17 protein-coding genes, 2 tRNA genes and 3 rRNA genes are annotated in these 23505 nt (G+C 56.0%); 4 read left to right on the forward strand and 18 right to left on the reverse strand.

The window, feature by feature from the left end; genetic code table 11:
- Positions 1-43: 43 nt before the first annotated feature.
- From PSH97_RS23540 to PSH97_RS23605, 14 genes are all read right to left on the reverse strand, one after another.
- Positions 44-2347, reverse strand: a complete 2304-nt coding sequence (locus PSH97_RS23540) for a PqiB family protein (protein WP_305446899.1) — start codon at positions 2345-2347, stop codon at positions 44-46.
- A complete protein-coding gene (locus PSH97_RS23545; RefSeq protein ID WP_305446900.1) occupies positions 2340-2963 on the reverse strand; it encodes a paraquat-inducible protein A in 624 nt (207 codons plus the stop codon). The genes PSH97_RS23540 and PSH97_RS23545 overlap by 8 nt, the downstream gene beginning before the upstream one ends.
- Entirely contained in the window at positions 2950-3609 is a 660-nt protein-coding gene (locus tag PSH97_RS23550) for a paraquat-inducible protein A (RefSeq protein ID WP_305446902.1), read from the reverse strand. The genes PSH97_RS23545 and PSH97_RS23550 overlap by 14 nt, the downstream gene beginning before the upstream one ends.
- Before the next feature lie 147 nt (positions 3610-3756).
- A 5S ribosomal RNA gene (gene rrf / locus PSH97_RS23555) occupies positions 3757-3872 on the reverse strand.
- 159 nt (positions 3873-4031) lie between these two features.
- Positions 4032-6923: ribosomal RNA gene (locus PSH97_RS23560) — 23S ribosomal RNA — on the reverse strand.
- 235 nt (positions 6924-7158) lie between these two features.
- Positions 7159-7234 (reverse strand) — tRNA-Ala (locus PSH97_RS23565).
- Positions 7235-7264: 30 nt separating this feature from the next.
- A tRNA-Ile gene (locus PSH97_RS23570) sits at positions 7265-7341 on the reverse strand.
- Positions 7342-7423: 82 nt separating this feature from the next.
- Positions 7424-8962: ribosomal RNA gene (locus tag PSH97_RS23575) — 16S ribosomal RNA — on the reverse strand.
- The 16S, 23S and 5S rRNA genes sit together here with 2 tRNA genes alongside, the layout of an rRNA operon.
- A gap of 555 nt (positions 8963-9517) precedes the next feature.
- The gene (msrQ, locus tag PSH97_RS23580) at positions 9518-10138 is read right to left on the reverse strand and encodes a protein-methionine-sulfoxide reductase heme-binding subunit MsrQ (RefSeq protein WP_305446903.1); all 621 of its coding nucleotides are present in this window, start codon (positions 10136-10138) and stop codon (positions 9518-9520) included.
- A complete protein-coding gene (gene msrP / locus PSH97_RS23585) occupies positions 10138-11151 on the reverse strand; it encodes a protein-methionine-sulfoxide reductase catalytic subunit MsrP (RefSeq protein ID WP_305446904.1) in 1014 nt (337 codons plus the stop codon). Before msrP ends, msrQ begins: the two co-directional genes overlap by 1 nt.
- 63 nt (positions 11152-11214) lie before the next feature.
- Positions 11215-12072, reverse strand: coding sequence for a CDP-diacylglycerol--serine O-phosphatidyltransferase (gene pssA, locus PSH97_RS23590; RefSeq protein ID WP_008006914.1), 858 nt, complete (start codon positions 12070-12072; stop codon positions 11215-11217).
- A 146-nt stretch (positions 12073-12218) separates the two neighbouring features.
- Positions 12219-13235: a ketol-acid reductoisomerase gene (ilvC, locus tag PSH97_RS23595; protein WP_003185459.1), complete on the reverse strand. Its 1017-nt coding sequence runs from the start codon at positions 13233-13235 to the stop codon at positions 12219-12221.
- Positions 13236-13283: 48 nt separating this feature from the next.
- A complete protein-coding gene (gene ilvN, locus PSH97_RS23600; RefSeq protein ID WP_003176102.1) occupies positions 13284-13775 on the reverse strand; it encodes an acetolactate synthase small subunit in 492 nt (163 codons plus the stop codon).
- A 2-nt stretch (positions 13776-13777) separates the two neighbouring features.
- Entirely contained in the window at positions 13778-15502 is a 1725-nt protein-coding gene (locus PSH97_RS23605) for an acetolactate synthase 3 large subunit (protein WP_305446905.1), read from the reverse strand.
- Between the two features lie 401 nt (positions 15503-15903).
- On the opposite strand from PSH97_RS23605, the gene PSH97_RS23610 reads away from it, so the two are divergent.
- On the forward strand, positions 15904-16326 hold the full coding sequence (locus PSH97_RS23610) for a DUF4124 domain-containing protein (RefSeq protein ID WP_305446906.1): 423 nt from the start codon (positions 15904-15906) through the stop codon (positions 16324-16326).
- On the opposite strand, the gene PSH97_RS23615 is transcribed toward PSH97_RS23610, so the two are convergent.
- From PSH97_RS23615 to mrcB, 3 genes are read right to left on the reverse strand one after another with little or no spacing between them, the layout of a single operon-like run.
- On the reverse strand, positions 16327-16662 hold the full coding sequence (locus PSH97_RS23615) for a YqcC family protein (protein ID WP_305446907.1): 336 nt from the start codon (positions 16660-16662) through the stop codon (positions 16327-16329). It abuts the gene before it with no gap.
- Positions 16662-17396, reverse strand: coding sequence for a tetratricopeptide repeat protein (locus tag PSH97_RS23620; RefSeq protein ID WP_305446908.1), 735 nt, complete (start codon positions 17394-17396; stop codon positions 16662-16664). The genes PSH97_RS23615 and PSH97_RS23620 overlap by 1 nt, the downstream gene beginning before the upstream one ends.
- A gap of 16 nt (positions 17397-17412) precedes the next feature.
- Positions 17413-19731 carry a penicillin-binding protein 1B gene (gene mrcB / locus PSH97_RS23625; RefSeq protein ID WP_305446909.1) on the reverse strand — a complete coding sequence of 773 codons (2319 nt, stop codon included), beginning with the start codon at positions 19729-19731 and terminating at the stop codon, positions 17413-17415.
- Positions 19732-19849: 118 nt separating this feature from the next.
- Between mrcB and PSH97_RS23630 the strand changes: the two genes are divergently transcribed.
- The 3 genes from PSH97_RS23630 (at position 19850) to PSH97_RS23640 (ending at position 22359) form a co-directional block, all read left to right on the forward strand.
- On the forward strand, positions 19850-21406 hold the full coding sequence (locus PSH97_RS23630) for a bifunctional aminoglycoside phosphotransferase/ATP-binding protein (RefSeq protein WP_305446910.1): 1557 nt from the start codon (positions 19850-19852) through the stop codon (positions 21404-21406).
- Between the two features lie 91 nt (positions 21407-21497).
- A complete protein-coding gene (locus PSH97_RS23635; RefSeq protein WP_052967693.1) occupies positions 21498-21842 on the forward strand; it encodes a pentapeptide repeat-containing protein in 345 nt (114 codons plus the stop codon).
- Positions 21843-22086: 244 nt separating this feature from the next.
- On the forward strand, positions 22087-22359 hold the full coding sequence (locus tag PSH97_RS23640) for a TfoX/Sxy family protein (RefSeq protein WP_007902045.1): 273 nt from the start codon (positions 22087-22089) through the stop codon (positions 22357-22359).
- A gap of 268 nt (positions 22360-22627) precedes the next feature.
- Here the strand turns inward: PSH97_RS23640 and PSH97_RS23645 are convergent, their stop codons facing one another.
- Entirely contained in the window at positions 22628-23494 is an 867-nt protein-coding gene (locus PSH97_RS23645) for a ChaN family lipoprotein (protein WP_305446911.1), read from the reverse strand.
- Positions 23495-23505 lie beyond the last annotated feature (11 nt).

Here is a 23505-nt window from a genome sequence, read left to right on the forward strand (position 1 = left end):
AGCGAGGCTTGCCCGCGAAGGCAGCATCACAGGCGCCGACAAACTACTTGCCGATTGCGATCTTCGGCGCCCAGGTCAGCCACTCATCTTCGAACTGGTCGAACAGCGGGAAGGTTTGCTCGGGCCGCGCCGGAACACCCATGCGGTCGCCATCCGGCGTGGCAAAAGCAATGCCGCCCTGAACCAGCGTCTCCAGCGATTCGGTGCGTATTGTCGCGCCTTTGAACAAGCCGTAGTCAAAACCAAAACCACTGGTGTTCCAGAACCGTGTACCACTGCGCACCAACGGTGCATATTTCGGTTCGATCAGGATATGCACCAACACTCGATCAGCCGTCTGGCCCAGTTCATAGCCGGTCACCTTGCCTACCGTGATTTCGCGATAGGTGACGGGGACGCCAGTCTTCAGCGAACCCCGACGAGCAGCGCTCAACACCAGGCTTAAACCAGCCTCTTCCTTGGCGGTTTCCGGAGGATTGGTCAAGGCCACGAAGGTCTTCTGCGGGCCGAGGTTCTTCGGCGCGGGCTGCACTTCGATGTATTGCCCGGTGACCAACGTTTCGAGGTTCGAGGTTTTAATCAGACCTAGCTCAGGTTTGACCACCCAGAACTGAGTGCCGACCCGAGCAATACGCTCCGGCACCTCTGTGATCCGCGCGGTCAGCAGTACTGATTGCAGATCATCACTGAGGTCGACGTCCTCAATCTTGCCGACGTCCAGGCCTTTGAACCGAACCGGCGTGCCACTGCGAAGGCCATCGGCGCGATCGACCTTGATCGTCACCATAGTGCCTTTCTGCGTTGCCTCATCATAGTTGGCATGCAGGCGGAAACGTGGAATACGCTTTTGCAATGGTGCTTTGGCTTCCGGGGTATCGAAGGCAATGCCACCGGCCATCAGGCTCTGCAACGACTCACTTTTAACCTGGATGCCGCCGGTCAACCCACCGGTAAGCGTAATGCCGCTGGCATTCCAGAAACGCGTCGAGGCGTTGACCAGCCCTTCGTATTCCTTCTCGATATGTACCCCGATCACCAGCTGCTTTTTGGTGCGGGAGAATTGATAGCTCTGGACCGAACCAACCTTGACCTGTTTGTAGAGAATCGGACTGCCGACTTCCAGAGAACCAAGGTTGTCGGTGAACAACACCAAGTGCAGACCTGGCGAACGCAGATCCAGCGGCGGCGCCTTGGGCCGCGCTTCGAACTCGCGCTGCGGTGCACCACCCTTGTCGCCAGGGCGCACGGCGATGTAGTTACCTTTAACCAGCGCTTCCAGGCCCGTAATACCGGCGAGCGAAATCGACGGTTTGACCACCCAGAACTGGGTGCCGGTGACCAGGTAATCCTCGGCCAGTGGATCGAGAGTCAACTCCGCCGTCGCACTGGACAGGTCCGGGTCAACCTTGAGCGTTTTCAAATTGCCGACCTGGATGCCTTTGTACATCACCGGCGTACGACCGGACTGCAGGCCTTCGAAATCGCTGAGTTTGACCTTGACCCGAATACCGGCTGCGGCCGCATCGAAGTCCTCATAGAGACGGAATGGCAGGCTTGGATCGGTGGGCGGGCTGTCCTTGCGATTTTCCGGAGTCGCAAATGCAATACCACCGGCGACGATGCTGGCGAGGGACTCGCTCCGCACTTTCACACCGGACAGGTTGGCGTCGATACTGATGCCGCTGGCATTCCAGAAACGCGTGTGTTTACGCACCAGGTTGGCGTAGGTCGGCTCGATGAAGACTTTGAGTTCGACAGTGCTCTGGTCTGCGGACAGCACATAGCTTTTGATCTGACCGACCTGAATCTGCTTGTAAAACACCGGGCTGCCGCGATTCAGCGAACCGAGGCGATCAGCCTTGATAGTCAGGTGCAGGCCGGGTTGGGCGTCTGATAGCGGCGGCTCTTGGGCCAGGGCCTTGAATTTGCGGGTCGGCTCGCCTTCACCCGGGCTGACAGCCACGTAGTTACCCGAGACCAGTGTCTCCAGGCCCGTGATACCGGCCAGGCTCACGCTCGGTTTGACCAGCCAGAAACGCGTGCTGGTCCTGAGGTATTGCTCCACGTCCTTGTTCATCTCGATGGTGGCGATCACTCCTTTGGAGCTGCCTTCGTCATCGAGTTTAAGGGCTTTCACCTTTCCGACCGACATGCCTTTGTAGACGACTTCGGTTTTGTTGGCCTGAATACCTTCACCGCTTTCGAAGCGCACCTGAATCTCAATGCCCGTCTCGCTGTAGGCACGCCAGCCGAGCCAGCCGCCGATAATCAAGGCGATCAGGGGCAACACCCAAATGGCAGACCAGTTCGAGGCCGGTCGGGTTTTCGCTTTAGGCAAATCAGTCATGGTCGTCGTCCGACTCCGTGTTATCCCAAATCAGTCGGGGATCGAAAGTTACTGCGGCAAGCATCGTCAGAATCACCACACTGGCAAAGGCGATGGCGCCAAGATTGGCTTCGATGCTGGCAAGCCGTCCAAAATTCACCACCGCCACCAGGATGGCGATTACAAAGATATCCAGCATCGACCAGCGGCCAATGAACTCGATAAAGCGGTACATCAGAATGCGCTGGCGTGCCGAGAGCGGCTGGTGACGCTGCACCGAAAACAGCAGCAATGCGATGCCCACCAGCTTGAACGTGGGGACCAGGATGCTGGCGATAAAAACCACGGCGGCGATTGGAATCATGCCGTGCTGAACCAGTTGAATCACACCGGACATAATGGTGCTCGGATCACCCTGGCCCAGGGAATTGACGGTCATGATCGGTAGCACATTGGCCGGGATGTAGAGAATCGCACCCGTGATCAACAATGCCCAGGTACGCATCAGACTGTTTGGGCGGCGGGCGTGAACCAGCGCACCGCAGCGAGTGCAAACCTGCTCGTCGGTATCGGCTTCCTGTTTATTCAACTCGTGGCATTCGGCACAAATCAGAATGCCTGCATCAATCGCCCGCATGGGCATCTTCTCCTGATAGAGCCTGCCAGATCTGGTGCGGTGACATCACTACTTCCAGCCAGACCTGAACCAACAACAAACTGATGAAGCACGCCAGACCAAGACCTACGGTGACCGCCGCCATATCGGCCAATTTGACGATCGCAACCAGCACGCCCATGAGGTAAACCTCGAGCATCCCCCAGTCCCGTAGATGGTGATAAATGCGGTAGAGCAGCAAGCCGTAGCTGCGTCCGATATCGAAGCGAATACTCAGCAACACGAACAGCTGGCAAAGCAGCTTGAGTAGCGGAATCCCCATGCTACAAAGGAATACCACTGCCGCTACGCCTCGCATACCGGTATCGAACAGACCGACAACGCCACTCCAGACTGTATCGTGCGACGACTGTCCGAGTAGATGGAGCTGCATGATCGGTAAAAAGTTCGCAGGGACGTACAACAACAGTGCTGCAATGACCAAGGCGAGACTGCGCTGCACGACATTGTGTCGATGGGCATACAGCTCATAACCGCAGCGTACACAGATGGCTTTTTCACCATGAGCAAGCTCAGGCTTGCGCATCAGCAAGTCACACTCATGACACGCTACCAAGTCGTCCAGCGGTAAATCTGACAACCCTGGGGCGTCAACCGGATCTGGCATAAAGGCTCTGGCTCCAAAAAAGTTGGACCTATTCTAGTGTCCTGCCTCGAAAATAACTGTGCAATTTTGTACTGCCGCCGGGGGGCTTTTCCTGCGGGCAAAACAAAACCCCTACCTGCTTACGCAGATAGGGGTTTCGGAATTTAATCTTGACGATGACCTACTCTCACATGGGGAAACCCCACACTACCATCGGCGATGCATCGTTTCACTGCTGAGTTCGGGATGGGATCAGGTGGTTCCAATGCTCTATGGTCGTCAAGAAATTCGGTAGCCAGCTCGTTTGCCTTACGGCTCACGCTCCAGCGAATGGGTATGCGATAGTTTGTGTGTTTTGTGAGTATCTCGAACTTTCGGTTCGTTTCGTCTTCACACACCGCAATCTGGCGCCTCTTCAGGTCAGCAAATTGCTTGGGTGTTATATGGTCAAGCCTCACGGGCAATTAGTATTGGTTAGCTCAACGCCTCACAGCGCTTACACACCCAACCTATCAACGTCGTAGTCTTCGACGGCCCTTCAGGGGACTCAAGGTCCCAGTGAGATCTCATCTTGAGGCTAGTTTCCCGCTTAGATGCTTTCAGCGGTTATCTATTCCGAACATAGCTACCCGGCAATGCCACTGGCGTGACAACCGGAACACCAGAGGTTCGTCCACTCCGGTCCTCTCGTACTAGGAGCAGCCCCTCTCAAATCTCAAACGTCCACGGCAGATAGGGACCGAACTGTCTCACGACGTTCTAAACCCAGCTCGCGTACCACTTTAAATGGCGAACAGCCATACCCTTGGGACCGGCTTCAGCCCCAGGATGTGATGAGCCGACATCGAGGTGCCAAACACCGCCGTCGATATGAACTCTTGGGCGGTATCAGCCTGTTATCCCCGGAGTACCTTTTATCCGTTGAGCGATGGCCCTTCCATACAGAACCACCGGATCACTAAGACCTACTTTCGTACCTGCTCGACGTGTCTGTCTCGCAGTCAAGCGCGCTTTTGCCTTTATACTCTACGACCGATTTCCGACCGGTCTGAGCGCACCTTCGTACTCCTCCGTTACTCTTTAGGAGGAGACCGCCCCAGTCAAACTACCCACCATACACTGTCCTCGATCCGGATAACGGACCTGAGTTAGAACCTCAAAGTTGCCAGGGTGGTATTTCAAGGTTGGCTCCACGCGAACTGGCGTCCACGCTTCAAAGCCTCCCACCTATCCTACACAAGCAAATTCAAAGTCCAGTGCAAAGCTATAGTAAAGGTTCACGGGGTCTTTCCGTCTAGCCGCGGATACACTGCATCTTCACAGCGATTTCAATTTCACTGAGTCTCGGGTGGAGACAGCGCCGCCATCGTTACGCCATTCGTGCAGGTCGGAACTTACCCGACAAGGAATTTCGCTACCTTAGGACCGTTATAGTTACGGCCGCCGTTTACCGGGGCTTCGATCAAGAGCTTCGCGTTAGCTAACCCCATCAATTAACCTTCCGGCACCGGGCAGGCGTCACACCCTATACGTCCACTTTCGTGTTTGCAGAGTGCTGTGTTTTTAATAAACAGTCGCAGCGGCCTGGTATCTTCGACCGGCGTGGGCTTATGCAGTAAATGCTTCACCCTCACCGGCGCACCTTCTCCCGAAGTTACGGTGCCATTTTGCCTAGTTCCTTCACCCGAGTTCTCTCAAGCGCCTTGGTATTCTCTACCCAACCACCTGTGTCGGTTTGGGGTACGGTTCCTGGTTACCTGAAGCTTAGAAGCTTTTCTTGGAAGCATGGCATCAACCACTTCGTGTTCTAAAAGAACACTCGTCATCAGCTCTCGGCCTTAAGATCCCGGATTTACCTAAGATCTCAGCCTACCACCTTAAACTTGGACAACCAACGCCAAGCTGGCCTAGCCTTCTCCGTCCCTCCATCGCAATAACCAGAAGTACAGGAATATTAACCTGTTTTCCATCGACTACGCTTTTCAGCCTCGCCTTAGGGACCGACTAACCCTGCGTCGATTAACGTTGCGCAGGAAACCTTGGTCTTTCGGCGTGGGTGTTTTTCACACCCATTGTCGTTACTCATGTCAGCATTCGCACTTCTGATACCTCCAGCAAGCTTCTCAACTCACCTTCACAGGCTTACAGAACGCTCCTCTACCGCATCACCTAAGTGATACCCGTAGCTTCGGTGTATGGTTTGAGCCCCGTTACATCTTCCGCGCAGGCCGACTCGACTAGTGAGCTATTACGCTTTCTTTAAAGGGTGGCTGCTTCTAAGCCAACCTCCTAGCTGTCTAAGCCTTCCCACATCGTTTCCCACTTAACCATAACTTTGGGACCTTAGCTGACGGTCTGGGTTGTTTCCCTTTTCACGACGGACGTTAGCACCCGCCGTGTGTCTCCCATGCTCGGCACTTGTAGGTATTCGGAGTTTGCATCGGTTTGGTAAGTCGGGATGACCCCCTAGCCGAAACAGTGCTCTACCCCCTACAGTGATACATGAGGCGCTACCTAAATAGCTTTCGAGGAGAACCAGCTATCTCCGAGCTTGATTAGCCTTTCACTCCGATCCACAGGTCATCCGCTAACTTTTCAACGGTAGTCGGTTCGGTCCTCCAGTTAGTGTTACCCAACCTTCAACCTGCCCATGGATAGATCGCCCGGTTTCGGGTCTATTCCCAGCGACTAGACGCCCTATTAAGACTCGCTTTCGCTACGCCTCCCCTATTCGGTTAAGCTCGCCACTGAAAATAAGTCGCTGACCCATTATACAAAAGGTACGCAGTCACCCAACAAAGTGGGCTCCCACTGCTTGTACGCATACGGTTTCAGGATCTATTTCACTCCCCTCTCCGGGGTTCTTTTCGCCTTTCCCTCACGGTACTAGTTCACTATCGGTCAGTCAGTAGTATTTAGCCTTGGAGGATGGTCCCCCCATATTCAGACAAAGTTTCTCGTGCTCCGTCCTACTCGATTTCATGACCAAGAGATTTTCGCGTACAGGGCTATCACCCACTATGGCCGCACTTTCCAGAGCGTTCCGCTAATCTCAAAGCCACTTAAGGGCTAGTCCCCGTTCGCTCGCCACTACTAAGGGAATCTCGGTTGATTTCTTTTCCTCAGGGTACTTAGATGTTTCAGTTCCCCTGGTTCGCCTCTTAAGCCTATGTATTCAGCTTAAGATAACCATCTTATGATGGCTGGGTTCCCCCATTCAGACATCTCCGGATCAAAGTCTGTTTGCCGACTCCCCGAAGCTTTTCGCAGGCTACCACGTCTTTCATCGCCTCTGACTGCCAAGGCATCCACCGTATGCGCTTCTTCACTTGACCATATAACCCCAAGCAATCTGGTTATACTGTGAAGACGACATTCGCCGAAAATTCGCGATTAAACTCACAAATTTTACCTTAGCCTGATCACCACCAGTGAAAGTGGCCATCAGTCTATCTTTCTATCACATACCCAAATTTTTAAAGAACGATCTAATCAAAGACTAGAAATCAACATTCACCATCACCAGGATGGAATGCTCATTTCTAAGCTTTCAACAAACAGAAGCAGTAGTGGTGGAGCCAAACGGGATCGAACCGTTGACCTCCTGCGTGCAAGGCAGGCGCTCTCCCAGCTGAGCTATGGCCCCGTATTTCTACAGGCGTTTCCCACACAAAATTGGTGGGTCTGGGCAGATTCGAACTGCCGACCTCACCCTTATCAGGGGTGCGCTCTAACCAACTGAGCTACAGACCCAATTTCGGGCTGCTTCTTATCGTCTTCTTCAATGAATCAAGCAATTCGTGTGGGAACTTATGGAGCAGCTGATGTCGTCGATTAAGGAGGTGATCCAGCCGCAGGTTCCCCTACGGCTACCTTGTTACGACTTCACCCCAGTCATGAATCACACCGTGGTAACCGTCCTCCCGAAGGTTAGACTAGCTACTTCTGGTGCAACCCACTCCCATGGTGTGACGGGCGGTGTGTACAAGGCCCGGGAACGTATTCACCGCGACATTCTGATTCGCGATTACTAGCGATTCCGACTTCACGCAGTCGAGTTGCAGACTGCGATCCGGACTACGATCGGTTTTCTGGGATTAGCTCCACCTCGCGGCTTGGCAACCCTCTGTACCGACCATTGTAGCACGTGTGTAGCCCAGGCCGTAAGGGCCATGATGACTTGACGTCATCCCCACCTTCCTCCGGTTTGTCACCGGCAGTCTCCTTAGAGTGCCCACCATTACGTGCTGGTAACTAAGGACAAGGGTTGCGCTCGTTACGGGACTTAACCCAACATCTCACGACACGAGCTGACGACAGCCATGCAGCACCTGTCTCAATGTTCCCGAAGGCACCAATCCATCTCTGGAAAGTTCATTGGATGTCAAGGCCTGGTAAGGTTCTTCGCGTTGCTTCGAATTAAACCACATGCTCCACCGCTTGTGCGGGCCCCCGTCAATTCATTTGAGTTTTAACCTTGCGGCCGTACTCCCCAGGCGGTCAACTTAATGCGTTAGCTGCGCCACTAAGAGCTCAAGGCTCCCAACGGCTAGTTGACATCGTTTACGGCGTGGACTACCAGGGTATCTAATCCTGTTTGCTCCCCACGCTTTCGCACCTCAGTGTCAGTATCAGTCCAGGTGGTCGCCTTCGCCACTGGTGTTCCTTCCTATATCTACGCATTTCACCGCTACACAGGAAATTCCACCACCCTCTACCATACTCTAGCTCGTCAGTTTTGAATGCAGTTCCCAGGTTGAGCCCGGGGATTTCACATCCAACTTAACGAACCACCTACGCGCGCTTTACGCCCAGTAATTCCGATTAACGCTTGCACCCTCTGTATTACCGCGGCTGCTGGCACAGAGTTAGCCGGTGCTTATTCTGTCGGTAACGTCAAAACAATTACGTATTAGGTAACTGCCCTTCCTCCCAACTTAAAGTGCTTTACAATCCGAAGACCTTCTTCACACACGCGGCATGGCTGGATCAGGCTTTCGCCCATTGTCCAATATTCCCCACTGCTGCCTCCCGTAGGAGTCTGGACCGTGTCTCAGTTCCAGTGTGACTGATCATCCTCTCAGACCAGTTACGGATCGTCGCCTTGGTGAGCCATTACCTCACCAACTAGCTAATCCGACCTAGGCTCATCTGATAGCGCAAGGCCCGAAGGTCCCCTGCTTTCTCCCGTAGGACGTATGCGGTATTAGCGTCCGTTTCCGAGCGTTATCCCCCACTATCAGGCAGATTCCTAGGCATTACTCACCCGTCCGCCGCTCGCCACCAGGTACAAGTACCCGTGCTGCCGCTCGACTTGCATGTGTTAGGCCTGCCGCCAGCGTTCAATCTGAGCCATGATCAAACTCTTCAGTTCAAACATCTTTGGGTTTTTAAGAAACCCTAAACTTGGCTCAGCAATCGTTGGTTACATCTTTGATTTCTCGCGGAGTAACTTGTGATGCTGATAATCTTGTTGACTATCAGTCTGACTCCACAAGCACCCACACGAATTGCTTGATTCAGTTGTTAAAGAGCGGTTGGTTAAGATCTTTCGTCTCAACCGAGGCGCGCATTCTACAGCAGCCTCTGTTACTGTCAAGCGGTTATTTTCAGAAGTTTTCAAAGTTTCGCTTGGAAATCCTTAACAACTTCAACCACTTGCGCTTCCGATCTCTCGTTAGCGGGAGGCGAATTCTACAGCGTTACTCGCTGCTGTCAACACCTCTTTTTCTCCGCTTTCGACCGAGAAGATCGAACCGTCAAAAGAGCCAAACAACACCGCTCTTTCAACTCCTTCTGGCTTCGATGAACTGAAGCGTAACCGCTGCCGAAAACCGCATAACTCGTTGTTTACCAAGGAGTTTTCCGTTTCGACTACGCCGGAAGTGGGGCGAATTATAGACCTCCAGAATCTGCCGTCAACCTCTAATTACGCCTTTCTTGCAGAAGCTGCCTTTTTGGCTGTTAAACGTGGAATCCGGCGGATTACAGGTGGCAATCTCAATACCAACAACAACGCACCTATAGAAGCATAGATCGCCCATTCCCTCAGATCGGCACGCACGATCCACAACATATGCAGCAATCCAAGCCCAAGAACCACATACACCAACCGATGCAACTTCTTCCAGCGAGAACCCAAACGCCGCTGACTGTAGCGATTGGAGGTAACAGCCAATGCCAATAAACAGAGAAACCCCAGGACCCCGACAATAATGTACGGCCGCTTGCGCAACTCGATACCCAGTTGCGACCAATCAAAGCCAAGGATGAACGCTGTGTAACCGCTCAAATGCAGAACCACATAAGCGAAGCACCACAACCCCAATTGTCGTCGGACAGCTATCCACCCCGGCCAACCGGTGAGCTTCTGCAAAGGCGTCATGCTTAACGTGATAAGCAGCAGGACCAGTGTCCCCAGCCCCAGCCGGTCAACCAGCACCTTGCCCGGATCAGGCCCCAGCACATCCGCCCAGGCCTGATACAACCAAAGCAGCGGCCAAATCGCTGCAGCGATGAAGACGCCAATACGCCAGAACGGATATCGCATCAGTAATTCTTCCGCAGATCGAGCCCTGTATATAGAGAAGCGACTTCATCCGAGTAGCCATTGAACATTTGCGTGTCCCGCACATTGGGCTTGAACAGACCGCTCGGCAAACGCCGTTCCCGTGCCTGGGTCCAACGCGGGTGATCGACTGTCGGGTTCACGTTCGCATAAAAGCCATACTCATCCGAAGCGATACTCTGCCAGGTAGTTTTCGGCTGATCGCTAACCAGACTGATCCGCACGATGGATTTAATGCTCTTGAAGCCGTACTTCCAAGGCACCACCAGACGCAGCGGCGCACCGTTCTGATTCGGTAACTCCCGTCCATACATGCCCACAGCAAGAATCGCCAACGGATTCATCGCCTCATCCAGACGCAACCCTTCTACATAAGGCCAGTCGATCAGGGCAAAACCGGAACGCTGCCCGGTCATACTCTTGGGATCCTGCAAAGTTTCGAAGCGAATGAACTTGGCTTTTGAGGTTGGTTCGACCTCCTTGAGCAAAGCCGAAATAGGAAAACCGATCCACGGAATGACCATCGACCAGGCTTCCACACAGCGAAGACGATAGATGCGCTCTTCCAGTTGATAAGGCTTCATGAAGTCTTCCAGCGCATACCGCCCCGGCTTCCCCACCTCCCCGTCCACCACCACGCTCCAGGGTTCGGTTTTCAGCGCACCGGCGTTGGTCGCGGGATCACCTTTATCGGCACCGAACTCATAGAAGTTGTTGTAGTGGGTCGCATCCTTGAAAGGCGTGATCGCCTCGTCTTTGACGTTGACCGCCCCCCATTTGGTAGAAGGAAGCTTTTCGGTAAACCAGGACGGTGCCTTGCCAGGCTCTACATCAGCATAACGCGCAACATCGTCGGCACCCGCCCAACGCGGCAGACTGCTCACAGCCAAACCGGCAACAGCGGCACCTAATACACTGCGGCGAGAAAGGTAGAGGGATTCAGGCGTGACGTCCGACTCATGACAGTCAGACGCTTTGGGGACTTTGATCAGCATGACAACTCCGCAGCTTTGGAGGACAGTTGCACCCATAGACTGCGGAGTATGAGGGAAATTACATCACTCGGCTTTTTTATGCCGACGAAGGCGCAGCAGGTACTGCACCGGCCCGGAAGCCGCATAGGCAAGGAAAACCAGCAGCAGGATGCGCGGCGGATCACTGAACACAACGGCGAATACCAATACCACTGCGAGGATCGCGACAAAAGGAACGCGCCCTTTCAAGTCCAGCTCCTTGAAGCTGTTGTACTTGATGTTACTGACCATCAGCATGCCAGCGGCGGCAACCATCAGTGCAACCAGGAACGACATCTTGGAACCCTGGATGCCGTAATCGCTGAATGCCCAGACGATGCCCGCGACCACACCGGCGGCAGCCGGGCTGGCCAGACCGATGAAGTAACGTTTGTCTGCGGTGCCGACCTGAGTGTTGAAACGAGCCAGACGTAATGCCGCCCCCGCCACATAGATGAAGGCGACCATCCAGCCGACCTTGCCCATATCGCCCAAGGCCCAGCCGAATGCCAGCAATGCCGGCGCCACACCAAAGGCAACCATGTCCGACAGCGAGTCGTACTCGGCACCGAAAGCGCTTTGGGTATTGGTCATACGAGCAACGCGACCGTCGAGGCCGTCGAGCACCATGGCGACGAAAATCGCGATGGCGGCAAATGCAAAATATTTGCTCGCGCCGATGGCATCACCGGCACTCAAGGCGCTCTGGGCGCTCATTGAGTTGATGATGGAATAGAACCCTGCGAAGAGGTTCGCAGTGGTGAACAGATTCGGCAGAAGATAGATACCACGATGCCGGACTTTACGACCTTCAGCGTCATGCCCTTCTTCGATGTGTTCATCGATGGGCAGAAGGCTTTCGGCGTCAGAAGCCTGCTTTGGCTCTTCGGGACGTTCGCTCATGGACATTTACCTTGCAACAGGGTGGAAAGTTTCGACAGGTGTCTGGGACGACGGTTCGGCCACAAACAATGCAGCTTTATACCAGAACCGGCGGATCCAAACGAAAAAACGCGGCCTAGGCCGCGTTTTCCGTACAAGCTCGGGACTTAGTTCTTGGCTTTGTCGACGATCTTGTTGGCACCGATCCACGGCATCATGGAGCGCAGTTGCTCACCGATGATTTCGATACCGTGAGCGGCATTGTTACGACGCTTGGCGGTCATCGAAGGATAGCCGGTGGCGCCTTCGCTGATGAACATCTTGGCGTATTCGCCATCCTGAATACGTTTCAGGGCGTTGCGCATGGCCTGACGGGATTCGGCGTTGATCACTTCCGGACCGGTCACGTACTCGCCGTACTCGGCGTTGTTGGAGATCGAGTAGTTCATGTTGGCGATACCGCCTTCGTACATGAGGTCAACGATCAGCTTCAGTTCGTGCAGGCATTCGAAGTAGGCCATTTCCGGCGCGTAGCCAGCTTCAACCAGGGTTTCGAAACCGGCTTTTACCAGCTCAACGGTACCGCCGCACAGAACGGCTTGTTCGCCGAACAGGTCGGTTTCGGTCTCGTCCTTGAAGGTGGTTTCGATGATGCCGGTACGACCGCCACCAACGCCAGCGGCGTAGGACAGCGCAACGTTTTTGGCGTTGCCCGAAGCATCCTGGTAGATAGCGATCAGGTCAGGGATACCGCCGCCTTTGACGAACTCGGAACGCACGGTGTGGCCCGGAGCTTTCGGCGCGATCATGATCACGTCGAGGTCAGCACGTGGCACAACCTGGTTGTAGTGAATCGCGAAACCGTGGGAGAAGGCCAGGGTGGCGCCTTTCTTGATGTTCGGCTCGATTTCGTTCTTGTACAGGGCAGACTGGAACTCGTCCGGGGTCAGGATCATGACCAGGTCGGCAGCTGCTACGGCGGAAGCAACGTCAGTCACTTTCAGGCCGTGGGCTTCGGCTTTGGCAACAGTGGCCGAACCTTTACGCAGACCAACAGTAACGTCAACGCCGGAGTCTTTCAGGTTGCACGCTTGAGCGTGGCCTTGGGAGCCGTAACCGATGATGGCAACTTTCTTGCCCTGGATGATCGACAGGTCGCAATCTTTATCGTAGAAAACTTTCATGAATTTCCCCTCTATATCCTGGCCGTTCAGGCCATTCGCTAATTTGGTTTAGATGCTCAGTACTTTGTCGCCGCGGGCAATCCCGGTGACGCCACTGCGTACGGTTTCCAGAATCGAGGCGGTCCCGATCGATTGAATGAAGCTGTCGAGCTTGTCGCTGGTACCGGTCAATTGAACGGTATACACGCTAGCGCTGACATCAACGATCTGCCCACGATAAATATCGGTGGTGCGCTTGATCTCGGCGCGCTGGGCGCCGGTGGCCTTGACCTTGACCAGCATCAGTTCGCGCTCGATGTGAGCACTCTCCGACAGGTCGACCAGTTTTACCACTTCGATCAGTTTGTTCAGGTTCTTGGTGATCTGTTCGATGACTTCATCATGGCCGACCGTGGTCAACGTCAGACGCGACAGGGTCGGGTCTTCGGTCGGTGCCACGGTCAGGCTTTCGATGTTGTAGTTGCGCTGCGAGAACAGGCCGACTACACGAGACAGAGCGCCCGGTTCGTTTTCCAGAAGCAAGGAAATAATGTGCCGCATGATTAAGTACGCTCCGTCTTGCTCAGCCACATATCGCGCATGGAGCCGTCTTTGATCTGCATCGGGTAGACGTGCTCGCTGGTGTCGACCGAAATATCGATAACCACCAGGCGATCTTTCATGGCGAACGCCTCTTCCATCTTCGACTTCAAATCTTTCGATTCGGTGATGCGCACGCCAACGTGACCATAGGCCTCGGCCAGCTTGACGAAGTCAGGCAACGATTCCATGTAGGAGTGCGAGTGACGGCTGCCGTAACTCATGTCCTGCCACTGGCGAACCATACCCAATACACCGTTATTCAGAATGACGATCTTCACCGGCAAACCGTATTGCAGGCAGGTCGACAGTTCCTGAATGTTCATCTGGATGCTGCCCTCGCCTGTTACGCAGGCGACGTCTTCATCCGGGAAGCTCAGCTTGATGCCCATGGCCGCCGGAAAACCGAAGCCCATGGTGCCCAGGCCACCGGAGTTGATCCAGCGGTTTGGCTTGTTGAACGTGTAGTACTGCGCGGCAAACATTTGGTGCTGCCCCACGTCGGAGGTCACAAAGGCGTCGCCCTTGGTCACTTCACACAGGGTTTCGATCACGGTCTGCGGTTTGATTACGCTGCCATCGCCCTTGTCGTAAGGGAACAGGCCGCGGTCACCGCGCCACTCGTCAACTTGCTTCCACCAACTGGCAACGGACTCCTTGTTCGGGGTCTCGCCGATTTCCTTGAGGATCGCGACCATTTCGGTCAGGACACTCTCGACCGGACCGACGATAGGCACGTCTGCCTTGATGGTCTTGGAGATCGAAGCCGGGTCGATGTCGATGTGAATGATCTTGGCATTCGGACAGAACTTGGCCGGGCCGTTGATCACGCGGTCATCGAAGCGCGCGCCGACTGCAAGGATGACATCGGCATGGTGCATCGCCAGGTTGGCGGTGTAGCTGCCGTGCATGCCGAGCATGCCAATGAACTGACGGTCGGTGCCAGGGTAGGCACCCAGCCCCATCAGGGTATTGGTCACCGGCAGGTTGAGCATCTTCGCCAGCTCGGTCAGCGGCGCGGAACCACCACCTAGGATCACGCCGCCGCCCGAATACAACACAGGACGCTTGGCCGCCAGAAGCATTTCGGCTGCCTTGCGGATTTGCCCGGAGTGACCGCGAACGGCCGGGCTGTAGGAACGCAGCTTGGCTTTTTTCGGGAAGATGTATTCGAACTTCTCGGCCGGGTTGGTCATGTCTTTCGGGATATCGACAACGACCGGACCAGGACGACCGGATTGCGCCAGGTAGAACGCTTTCTTCATGACTTCCGGGATTTCCGACGCATGCTTGATCATGAAGCTGTGCTTCACGATCGGCCGGGAGATACCGATCATGTCGGTTTCCTGGAACGCATCGGTGCCTACCATGGTGCTAGGCACCTGGCCGGAAATGATCACCATCGGAATGGAGTCCATGTAGGCCGTGGCAATACCGGTGATGGCGTTGGTTGCGCCCGGGCCGGAAGTTACCAGTACCACACCGGCTTTACCGGTGGCACGGGCATAGCCGTCAGCCATATGGGTCGCAGCCTGCTCGTGACGAACCAGGATGTGGGTCACTTCCGGTTCTTTGAACAGGGCATCATAGACATGAAGAAGAGCACCACCCGGGTACCCGTAGATATATTTGACGCCTTCGTCACGCAAAAAGCGGACGAGCATCTCACCGCCAGATAAAAGCTCCACGTTGTTCACCTCTAAAACGCCAGAATACCGCCCACATACAAAGAGGACGGGTCTTAATAGGTTTACTTCTCGGCAGAGCATGAGCGACGGTGGTCGCCGACTACGTCAGCACTGACTGAGCAAGTATTGGGATCGTCCCAAGTGTTGCGGGCCTTTCCCACCCAGCGCGAGGTAACGCGTTGCGGGTGTAACAGGTCGGCGCGGATGTGCGCCTCATGATCTGCCGAGCGGGTCTGCTTCTGGCAGTCCCTCTACAGCGGACTTTGGATTCTTCTGTTTCGCCCATCGCAAGTCAAGCCGTCAATGTGCTTTATTCGAACTAAGCGCATGAGAACGCAAGAAAAAACCTTTAAACCGCAACTGTGTTAGCTTCGATTGCGCACTCATGACAAGGAAAGGGCATGCGAACGTTCTTCTTCACCGCCGGCTTGCTGATCAGCCTGAGCCCTTTGTGCATGGCGGGTCAGATCTATAAATGGGTCGATGCCCAGGGCGTCACCCATTTCGATGCGCAACCGCCCACAGGCCAGGAGTCCACCCTCGTGGTAACGCCCGCCCCGCCCGTCGGCAAACCGGACACGCCAACGCGCAGCAACGTGATAGGCGATCAACGAGCCATCGACAACAAAGTGAAAAAGCAGGTCGCCGAGCAGCAAGCCCAGCTAAAAGTATTCTGCGAGCAGGCTCGAACGAACCTGGCTCAACTGCAGAATAATCCGCGACTACGAGAGGATGTCGAAGGTGAGATGCGCCGCCTGACCGACCAACAACGTCAGGAGCGCATCATCGAAGCACAGAAACAGATTGCGAAAAACTGCCAGTAGTTAGCGAGAGGCGGTGATCAACAGGTCGAACTCTTTGAGTAAGACCTGAAGCTGCCGATCCTTGCCCTGGACATTACGGGCGGCGAAGACCATTTCGGCCATCTCCTGAATCCCCGATGCGTTGGGCAGCGGCAGATCCTGTTCAAGGATCATCTTCATCCGCGGCAGGAAAATCCATTGCAGCCATTGCTCGAAATCCAGCGTATCCACCGAAAATGGCTCGACACTGGACAGCGCTTCAGCGGACGGTGCGACTTCGTCCCACCAGCCCTGGACACGCAGCTCGCGTTCGATCAACAGCAACTGCTCGGCAATCTTCGGGAAGCGTGCATCCATCACAGCGAGACCTTGGCCTTCTGACGCGCCAACGCTGCACCGGCCGTGTCACCCTGCTTCTCACGAGCCTGGGCAATCAATTCCCACAGGCTGGCCTGAAGGGCCGGACGACCATTGGCGAACGTCAAACCACGACGAGCGAATTGTTCGGCTTGTGCCGCATCGCCTTGAGCCATGCGTACCTGAGCCAGACGATAAAGCACTTGCGGCTCACGCGGCGCGACACGTTGGGCGCGTTCGAGACTGGAAGACGCACCATTAAGGTCGCCGCTGGCCTGTTGCTGCTGGGCAGTGGTCAACAATGCCAGGACCGGACCGTCCAGTTGCTCATCGGCAGACAGGCCGCCGGAGTTCGCCGAAGGAATCCCGCTCGGCGTCGATGGCATGCTGTAGCTGCCCTGGTTGATCGGTGCCGACTGGACCGGCGAGGTATCGATCGGCCCCGGCGTGATCGGGCCTGGGGTAATTGGCGAGGTGCTGATCGGTGCCGAGGAAACAGCGCCACCACCCGGCACCATCACCACAACGCCAGTGTCTCCTTGCGGGATTGCCTGGGTCTGGCCTTGCACAGGACGTTTTACTGTCGTCTGACGGTAACCGCCATTCGTCTGTATCCGTTCACTGTTCGAAACGGCACTGCCGGAATCCACAACCGGGATCGAACCACGCTGTACGGTGGAGCAGCCGCTGAGCAAAGCCACAGCGGTCACCGCTGGAATCAACCACTTGTTCACTTCAAATCCTCTTTGCTTAATTCATCCAGCCCTTGACCCAATCCATCACCGATTCAGCGGGGTTTTCGCCACCGCAAGCAGGACCGGGAGGCGGTTCGCTGCCGCGAATATACGGCATCTGCACTGCGCCTGGGCAGCTGCCTTCAGAACCTTGCCCGGTACGCGAATCGACCCAGGCCTGAACAATGTTGTCCGGCTGCGGCATGTCCAGCGGCAGCGGATCGGCCTTGCGCATGAAACTGGTCCAGACCTGCAACGCACCGGTGGCACCGGTGAATGGCGTCTTGCCGTTATCATCGCGCCCCAGCCAGACCACTGCCAGCAGATCCTGACTGAAACCGGCGAACCAGCTGTCCCGCGAATCGTTACTGGTACCGGTCTTGCCGGCGAGAGTCAGGGTTTTCGGCAACACGTTATAAACCGAACTGCCCGTACCTTCACGCATGACTCGTTGCATGGCGCTCTGAACCAGGTAAATGGACGCCGGATCGAACTGCTGCTGAATCTGGAACGGATAACGCTTGAGCGGCTCGCCCTCGGCAGTCAACACGCTACGAATCCCGCGCATCGGCGTATTGAACCCGCCGTTGGCCAGCGTCTGGTACATGGTCGCCACTTCGATCGGGGTCAAGCCACCGGCCCCCAGCAACATCGACGGGAACGCCGGGAACTCGCGACTCACCCCCAGACGTGCCAGGGTCTTCAAGACATTCGGTACGCCCACCGCCAAACCGAGACGCGCGGTCGACAGGTTGTAGGAATGCGCCAGCCCTTGATAAAGGAACACCGTACCGTGGGAGCGGCGATCATAGTTCTGCGGTTTCCAGACCTGACCGTCCGCACCTTTGACCGAGAAGGATTCGTCCGACAGCCAACTGGTCAGCGTGTACTGGCTCGGCTTCTCAAGGGCTGTCAGATAAACCGCCGGTTTGATCAACGAGCCAATCGGTCGTACTGCGTCCAGCGCCCGGTTGAAACCGGCAAAACCCGCCTGACGGCTGCCGATCATCGCCTGGACTTCTCCGGTTTCCGGGTTGGTCACGACCATCGCCGCCTCAACCTCATCAGAACCCTTGCGTCCGGCCAGACGCTTGAACGTGTCGTTGACCGAGGCTTCGGCTTTCATCTGCAGGATCGGGTCGAAGCTGGTGAAGATCCGCAGCCCCTCTTCGGTCAAGTCTTCGTCGCGGTAGTCTTCGCGCAACTGACGTTTAACCAGATCGAGGAAGCCCGGGAACGAGCTGTCGGCCAACTTGCCGCGAGTGGTCACGCCCAGAGGCATTTTCTTCGCTGCCTCAACCTGCTCGGCGGTGGCAACGCCTTGTTCCCCCAGAACATCGAGCACCAGATTGCGCCGCTCCAGCGCCCGCTCTGGGTTGCGACGCGGGTTGTAATAGGACGGCCCCTTGACCATGCCCACCAACAAAGCGACTTGATGCAGTTTCAGCTCGGACAATGGCTGCCCGAAGAAGAACTGGCTGGCCAGGCCGAAACCGTGGACCGCGCGCTGACCATCCTGGCCGACGAACACTTCATTGAGGTAAGCCTCAAGAATTTCGCGCTTGTCGTAATGCAACTCAAGCAGCATCGCCATCATGGCTTCGGTGAGCTTACGGGTCAGGCTGCGTTCGCTGGTGAGATAGAAGTTCTTGACCAACTGTTGCGTCAGCGTACTGCCGCCCTGGGTCATCTTGCCACCCGAGGTGTTGATGTAGATGGCTCGGGCAATCGACTTCGGCGACACGCCCCAGTGGTGGTAGAAATCCCGGTCTTCTACGGCAATCAGGGTTTCGAGCAGATATGGAGGAACCTGATCGATTTTGATCAGGATGCGGTCTTCAAGGTTTTTCGGATAAATCCCGCCAATCAGCAGCGGCTCCAGTCGCACCACAGAAAGCTTCGAACCGTTGGTCGCCGAAAGCTCGGCCACGTAATCGCCGGAGAAGCGCACACGCACGGGCTGGGCCTGCTCCATGCCTTCATAGAACTGAAAGCCTCGGGTATTCAAGTCGACGGTATTGCCATTGACCGCCGCCGCGCCGGGGCCGTTGCTGACGGCTTCGCGTCGGTAGCCCAAGGCATCGAGCTCGGTGAGGAAGTCTTCCTTGCTCAGCTTCTGGCCAGTGAACAGCTCAAGCGGGCGCGCGTACACCTTGGCCGGGATGGTCCAGCGCTTGCCGGAAAACTTCTCCTGGACCACGGCGTCGAGGTAAACCGCGAACCCGGCCAGCACCACAAGGCCGACCAGGCTGAGTTTAAGGGCCCAGCCCAGCCAGGGGCGCATGCCCTTGGAGGGTGGTTTTTTGGGGGTGCGAGGGGATCGAGTACGAGTCATGGCGGCGGATTATACGCACTTTATTCATACTCAACAGAAGCCCGCTGAGGTTTGCGTCGGGCGGACTTGCGGCCATAATGGCGGCCTTGAATTTTCCCCAGACTCTGAAGGATCGCCTGTGAGCCAGTCCCTGATCGCTGCCCTGCAAAACCCGGCCCTCTACCCGCATCCCGTAGAAGGGTTTCAGGTCATCGAAACCCATATTTCCTGGGTGCTGCTCACCGGCCCCTACGCTTATAAAGTGAAGAAGCCAGTGAATTTCGGCTTCCTCGACTTCACCAGCCTCGAGGCTCGCGAGCATTTCTGCGCTGAAGAGCTGCGTCTGAACCAGCGCCTGACCCATGATTTGTATCTTGAAGTGTTGCCGATCACCGGCAGCGCCGAGGCACCACAACTGGGCGGCGATGGCCCGGTTGTCGATTACGCCCTGAAAATGCGTCAGTTCCCACAAAGCCAATTGCTCAGCACCTTGCAAGCCAACGGCGAATTGACCACCACGCACATCGACGAGATGGCCGCACAAATCGCTCAATTCCACCTGAGCGCACCGAAAGTGCCTGCCGAACACGAAGCCGGCACGCCGGACAGCGTCATGGCGCCGGTACGGCAGAACTTCGAACAGATCCGCCCGTTCCTCAGCGACAAGGCCGACCTGCTGCAACTCGAGGCGCTGCAAGCCTGGGCCGAAAGCAGCTTCGAACGCCTCAAGCCGTTGTTCGCCCAGCGCAAGGCCGACGGTTTCATTCGTGAATGCCACGGTGACATTCACTTGGGCAACGCCACCGTGATCGACGGCAACGTGGTGATCTTCGACTGCATCGAGTTCAACGAACCGTTCCGCTTCACCGACGTTTACGCCGACACCGGCTTCCTGGCCATGGACCTGGAAGACCGTGGCCTGAAGAGCCTGGCGCGCCGTTTCATCAGCCAATACCTGGAGCTGACCGGCGACTATCAGGGCCTTGAGCTGCTGAACTTCTATAAAGCCTACCGCGCACTGGTTCGCGCCAAGGTCAGCCTGTTCAGCATGCCGGCCGAGGCCGATCCGGTGCAGCGCGCCACTACTCTGCGTCAGTACCGCAACTACGCCAACCTGGCGGAAAGCTACAGCACCATTCCTTCGCGCTTCCTGGCGATTACCCACGGTGTTTCCGCCGTCGGCAAGAGTCACGTGGCCATGCGCCTGGTGGAAGCGCTGGGCGCCATTCGCCTGCGTTCCGATGTCGAGCGCAAGCGTATGTTCGGCGAGCAAACCGTACCGAACGACCCGCAGGCCGGCATCTATAGTGCTGACGCCAGCGCTGCCACCTACAGCCGTCTGCATGAAGTTGCCGGTGTGATTCTGCATGCCGGTTTCCCGGTAGTGATCGATGCCACGTACCTCAAGCGCGACCAGCGCGACGGCGCGGCAAAAATCGCCGAAGCCACCGGTGCGCCGTTCCTGATCCTCGATTGCGACGCACCGCAAGCGGTGATCGAGAGCTGGTTGAAGCAACGTCAAGCAGACAATAAGGATCCGTCCGATGCCAACCTGACCGTTATCGCCGCCCAGCAAGCCAGCCGCGAGACCCTGACGCCAGCAGAAATTCTGTGCAGCAAACGCGTCCAGACCAATGAAAGTGGCACGCTCGATACCGTCGTTGCGCAGATTCGCCAACGCCTGCCAGGCCTGTAAAAAACTATTTCAACTGTGAAGCCTTCACCGGCTTCACGGCTGTCAGATAGTGGCACTATACTGGCGTCATAAAACCATCAGGTGATGCGACATGAGCCAGCCGAAACTTCTCGACACCCCGCTTTATGCCTTGCTGCACAAAGACGACATCACAGGCTTTAACAATGAGCGCCCGAAAGATGGACCTATCGACATGGTCGGTGGCGACTTTCGTGGTCTCGATCTGCGTGAACTGAACGCCGACGGCGTCGACTTCACCGATGCCTATTTCCGCTCTGCCGACTTGCGCGGCATCGATTTTCGCAACTCTTCCCTGGAAGGTGCGAGCCTGGCCCACGCGCAGATCTCCGGCGCCTACTTCCCGCCAGAGCTGAGTGCCGATGAGATTCTGATGTCGATGAATTTCGGTACGCGACTGCGTTATCGCACCCGCTAAAAGCGACGTTTTTTACCAGGTCCGGCGCCGCTGCTTTGCGCTGGACCCTGTACTTTTTTCTACCCTGAAACTCAGCCCTCCGCCCGTCTTCCGACTGCACTCGCAGCCTTTTCACGCAGCTTCTTGAGCCCGTCTCTTAGAAGCTTTTGCGTCGAAACCGACCAAACAATCACGCTTTTCCTACTGATGGCTACACTGCTGAGAGGCTCGCCCACGCACCGTTCGGCTGTCGCAAGGAGGCTTGATGAATGATGAACTGCAACACCTGAAAAATCTTGGCAAGACGTCGGCGCAATGGCTGCATGCCGTGGGCATCCACAGTGCATCGGATTTGCGTCGGCTGGGAGCTGTGGATGCCTATCGGGCCGTGCGCACGCGCGGTTTTCGGGCTTCCAAGGTGTTGTTGTATGCGATCGAAGGCGCACTGATGGATGTTCACTGGAACGACATCCCCGCCGAACGCAAGGAAGCCTTGAACAAACAACTGGACGCTATCTCGTCACGCCACAAGATTTGAACGGGTAATGACGCTTACGTACACAGCCTGAAGACCAATGATTGCAGGGCCTTCACCAAGGGAACTGGTGAGATTCACAGAAATCAAGAATCAGCGGTTGACTTGGTAATGAGAATCGCTATGATTATCACAACTGGTCGCGAGACTGGTCGATATTCTGAAAAGCCCTTGGTTCGGACTCTCAGATTATCTCCTCATCAGGCTAATCACGGTTATTTGACCCGGCTCTTGCCGGGTCTTTTTTTGCCTGTGGAAAACTCGCCAGGTTTTACTGCCCTGACTGCTTGCCGAACTGTTTACGCATTTGCGCGCAGTAATCCTGCGGTGGCGTGGCGGGCGTATACCAGACGTAATCGGCCATGGCCGGCGTGACCTCGGCGCCCTGCTCTGCCAGCATTAATACGGTTGGCGCCTCGTGCTCACCCAAGTCCTGCACATGGATCGGCACCCCGACATCCTTGCGCGCGTGGTACGCGCCGGCAAACAGCAGTGAAGGCGCAGGTGCGGCCAGTAATCGCTCGGCCATCCGCCGGTCACGTTGCTGCTGGACAGTCAGCATCGCGGGCATTTGCGATGTGGGCAGCAAGCCGCAGTGAGAATCGCTGATTTGTGCCAGCAACGTTTCCTTGACCATCGGGGCGTTGGAGCGCGAACCGCTTAATGTCGGCGGTTCGGCATAGACAGTACGGACTTCAAGCGTATCCAGATTGGCCGCCAGCAACGGGTACGGCTGAGTCAGGGCAAAACCAACGATCGGCCCATACAGATTCCAGTCCCAACCCGATTGCCAGGCCAATGCATTGGGCAAGTCAGTTGGTAGCGGCAAAGCATGTCGAACATGATCGACGCGCACTTGTTGATCCGGCGTGAGCATTTCCAACAGCAAACTGCCTTGGGGCCGCCGATCACCCAGCGCCTGTAACAACCACAATTGCAGTTGATGGTGATCACGGTTGTCATGCTGCTCGCCAACGATCAGCCGCGAAGGTTTGGCTAACCGTGCAAGTAGTTCCTGCGCTGTCAGGGCTTGACCGCTGCGCAGCTCCCGGATCTCGCCGCTGACGGGTGGCGGCACCACCGGCACATGCTGACAGGCACTCAGTAACAGCACAGCCAGTATCACCCTCACACGCATGTTTTCACCTC

Source organism: Pseudomonas cucumis (genome assembly GCF_030687935.1).
GTDB lineage: Bacteria > Pseudomonadota > Gammaproteobacteria > Pseudomonadales > Pseudomonadaceae > Aquipseudomonas > Aquipseudomonas cucumis.

Excerpts from the sequence above, each read along its gene's own strand:
- PSH97_RS23540 (WP_305446899.1), bottom strand. The coding sequence starts at position 2,347 with ATGACTGATTTGCCTAAAGCGAAAACCCGACCGGCCTCGAACTGGTCT.
- PSH97_RS23545 (WP_305446900.1), bottom strand. The coding sequence starts at position 2,963 with ATGCGGGCGATTGATGCAGGCATTCTGATTTGTGCCGAATGCCACGAG.
- PSH97_RS23550 (WP_305446902.1), bottom strand. The coding sequence starts at position 3,609 with ATGCCAGATCCGGTTGACGCCCCAGGGTTGTCAGATTTACCGCTGGAC.
- msrQ (WP_305446903.1), bottom strand. The coding sequence starts at position 10,138 with ATGCGATATCCGTTCTGGCGTATTGGCGTCTTCATCGCTGCAGCGATT.
- msrP (WP_305446904.1), bottom strand. The coding sequence starts at position 11,151 with ATGCTGATCAAAGTCCCCAAAGCGTCTGACTGTCATGAGTCGGACGTC.
- pssA (WP_008006914.1), bottom strand. The coding sequence starts at position 12,072 with ATGAGCGAACGTCCCGAAGAGCCAAAGCAGGCTTCTGACGCCGAAAGC.
- ilvC (WP_003185459.1), bottom strand. The coding sequence starts at position 13,235 with ATGAAAGTTTTCTACGATAAAGATTGCGACCTGTCGATCATCCAGGGC.
- ilvN (WP_003176102.1), bottom strand. The coding sequence starts at position 13,775 with ATGCGGCACATTATTTCCTTGCTTCTGGAAAACGAACCGGGCGCTCTG.
- PSH97_RS23610 (WP_305446906.1), top strand. The coding sequence starts at position 15,904 with ATGCGAACGTTCTTCTTCACCGCCGGCTTGCTGATCAGCCTGAGCCCT.
- PSH97_RS23615 (WP_305446907.1), bottom strand. The coding sequence starts at position 16,662 with ATGGATGCACGCTTCCCGAAGATTGCCGAGCAGTTGCTGTTGATCGAA.
- mrcB (WP_305446909.1), bottom strand. The coding sequence starts at position 19,731 with ATGACTCGTACTCGATCCCCTCGCACCCCCAAAAAACCACCCTCCAAG.
- PSH97_RS23635 (WP_052967693.1), top strand. The coding sequence starts at position 21,498 with ATGAGCCAGCCGAAACTTCTCGACACCCCGCTTTATGCCTTGCTGCAC.
- PSH97_RS23640 (WP_007902045.1), top strand. The coding sequence starts at position 22,087 with ATGAATGATGAACTGCAACACCTGAAAAATCTTGGCAAGACGTCGGCG.
- PSH97_RS23645 (WP_305446911.1), bottom strand. The coding sequence starts at position 23,494 with ATGCGTGTGAGGGTGATACTGGCTGTGCTGTTACTGAGTGCCTGTCAG.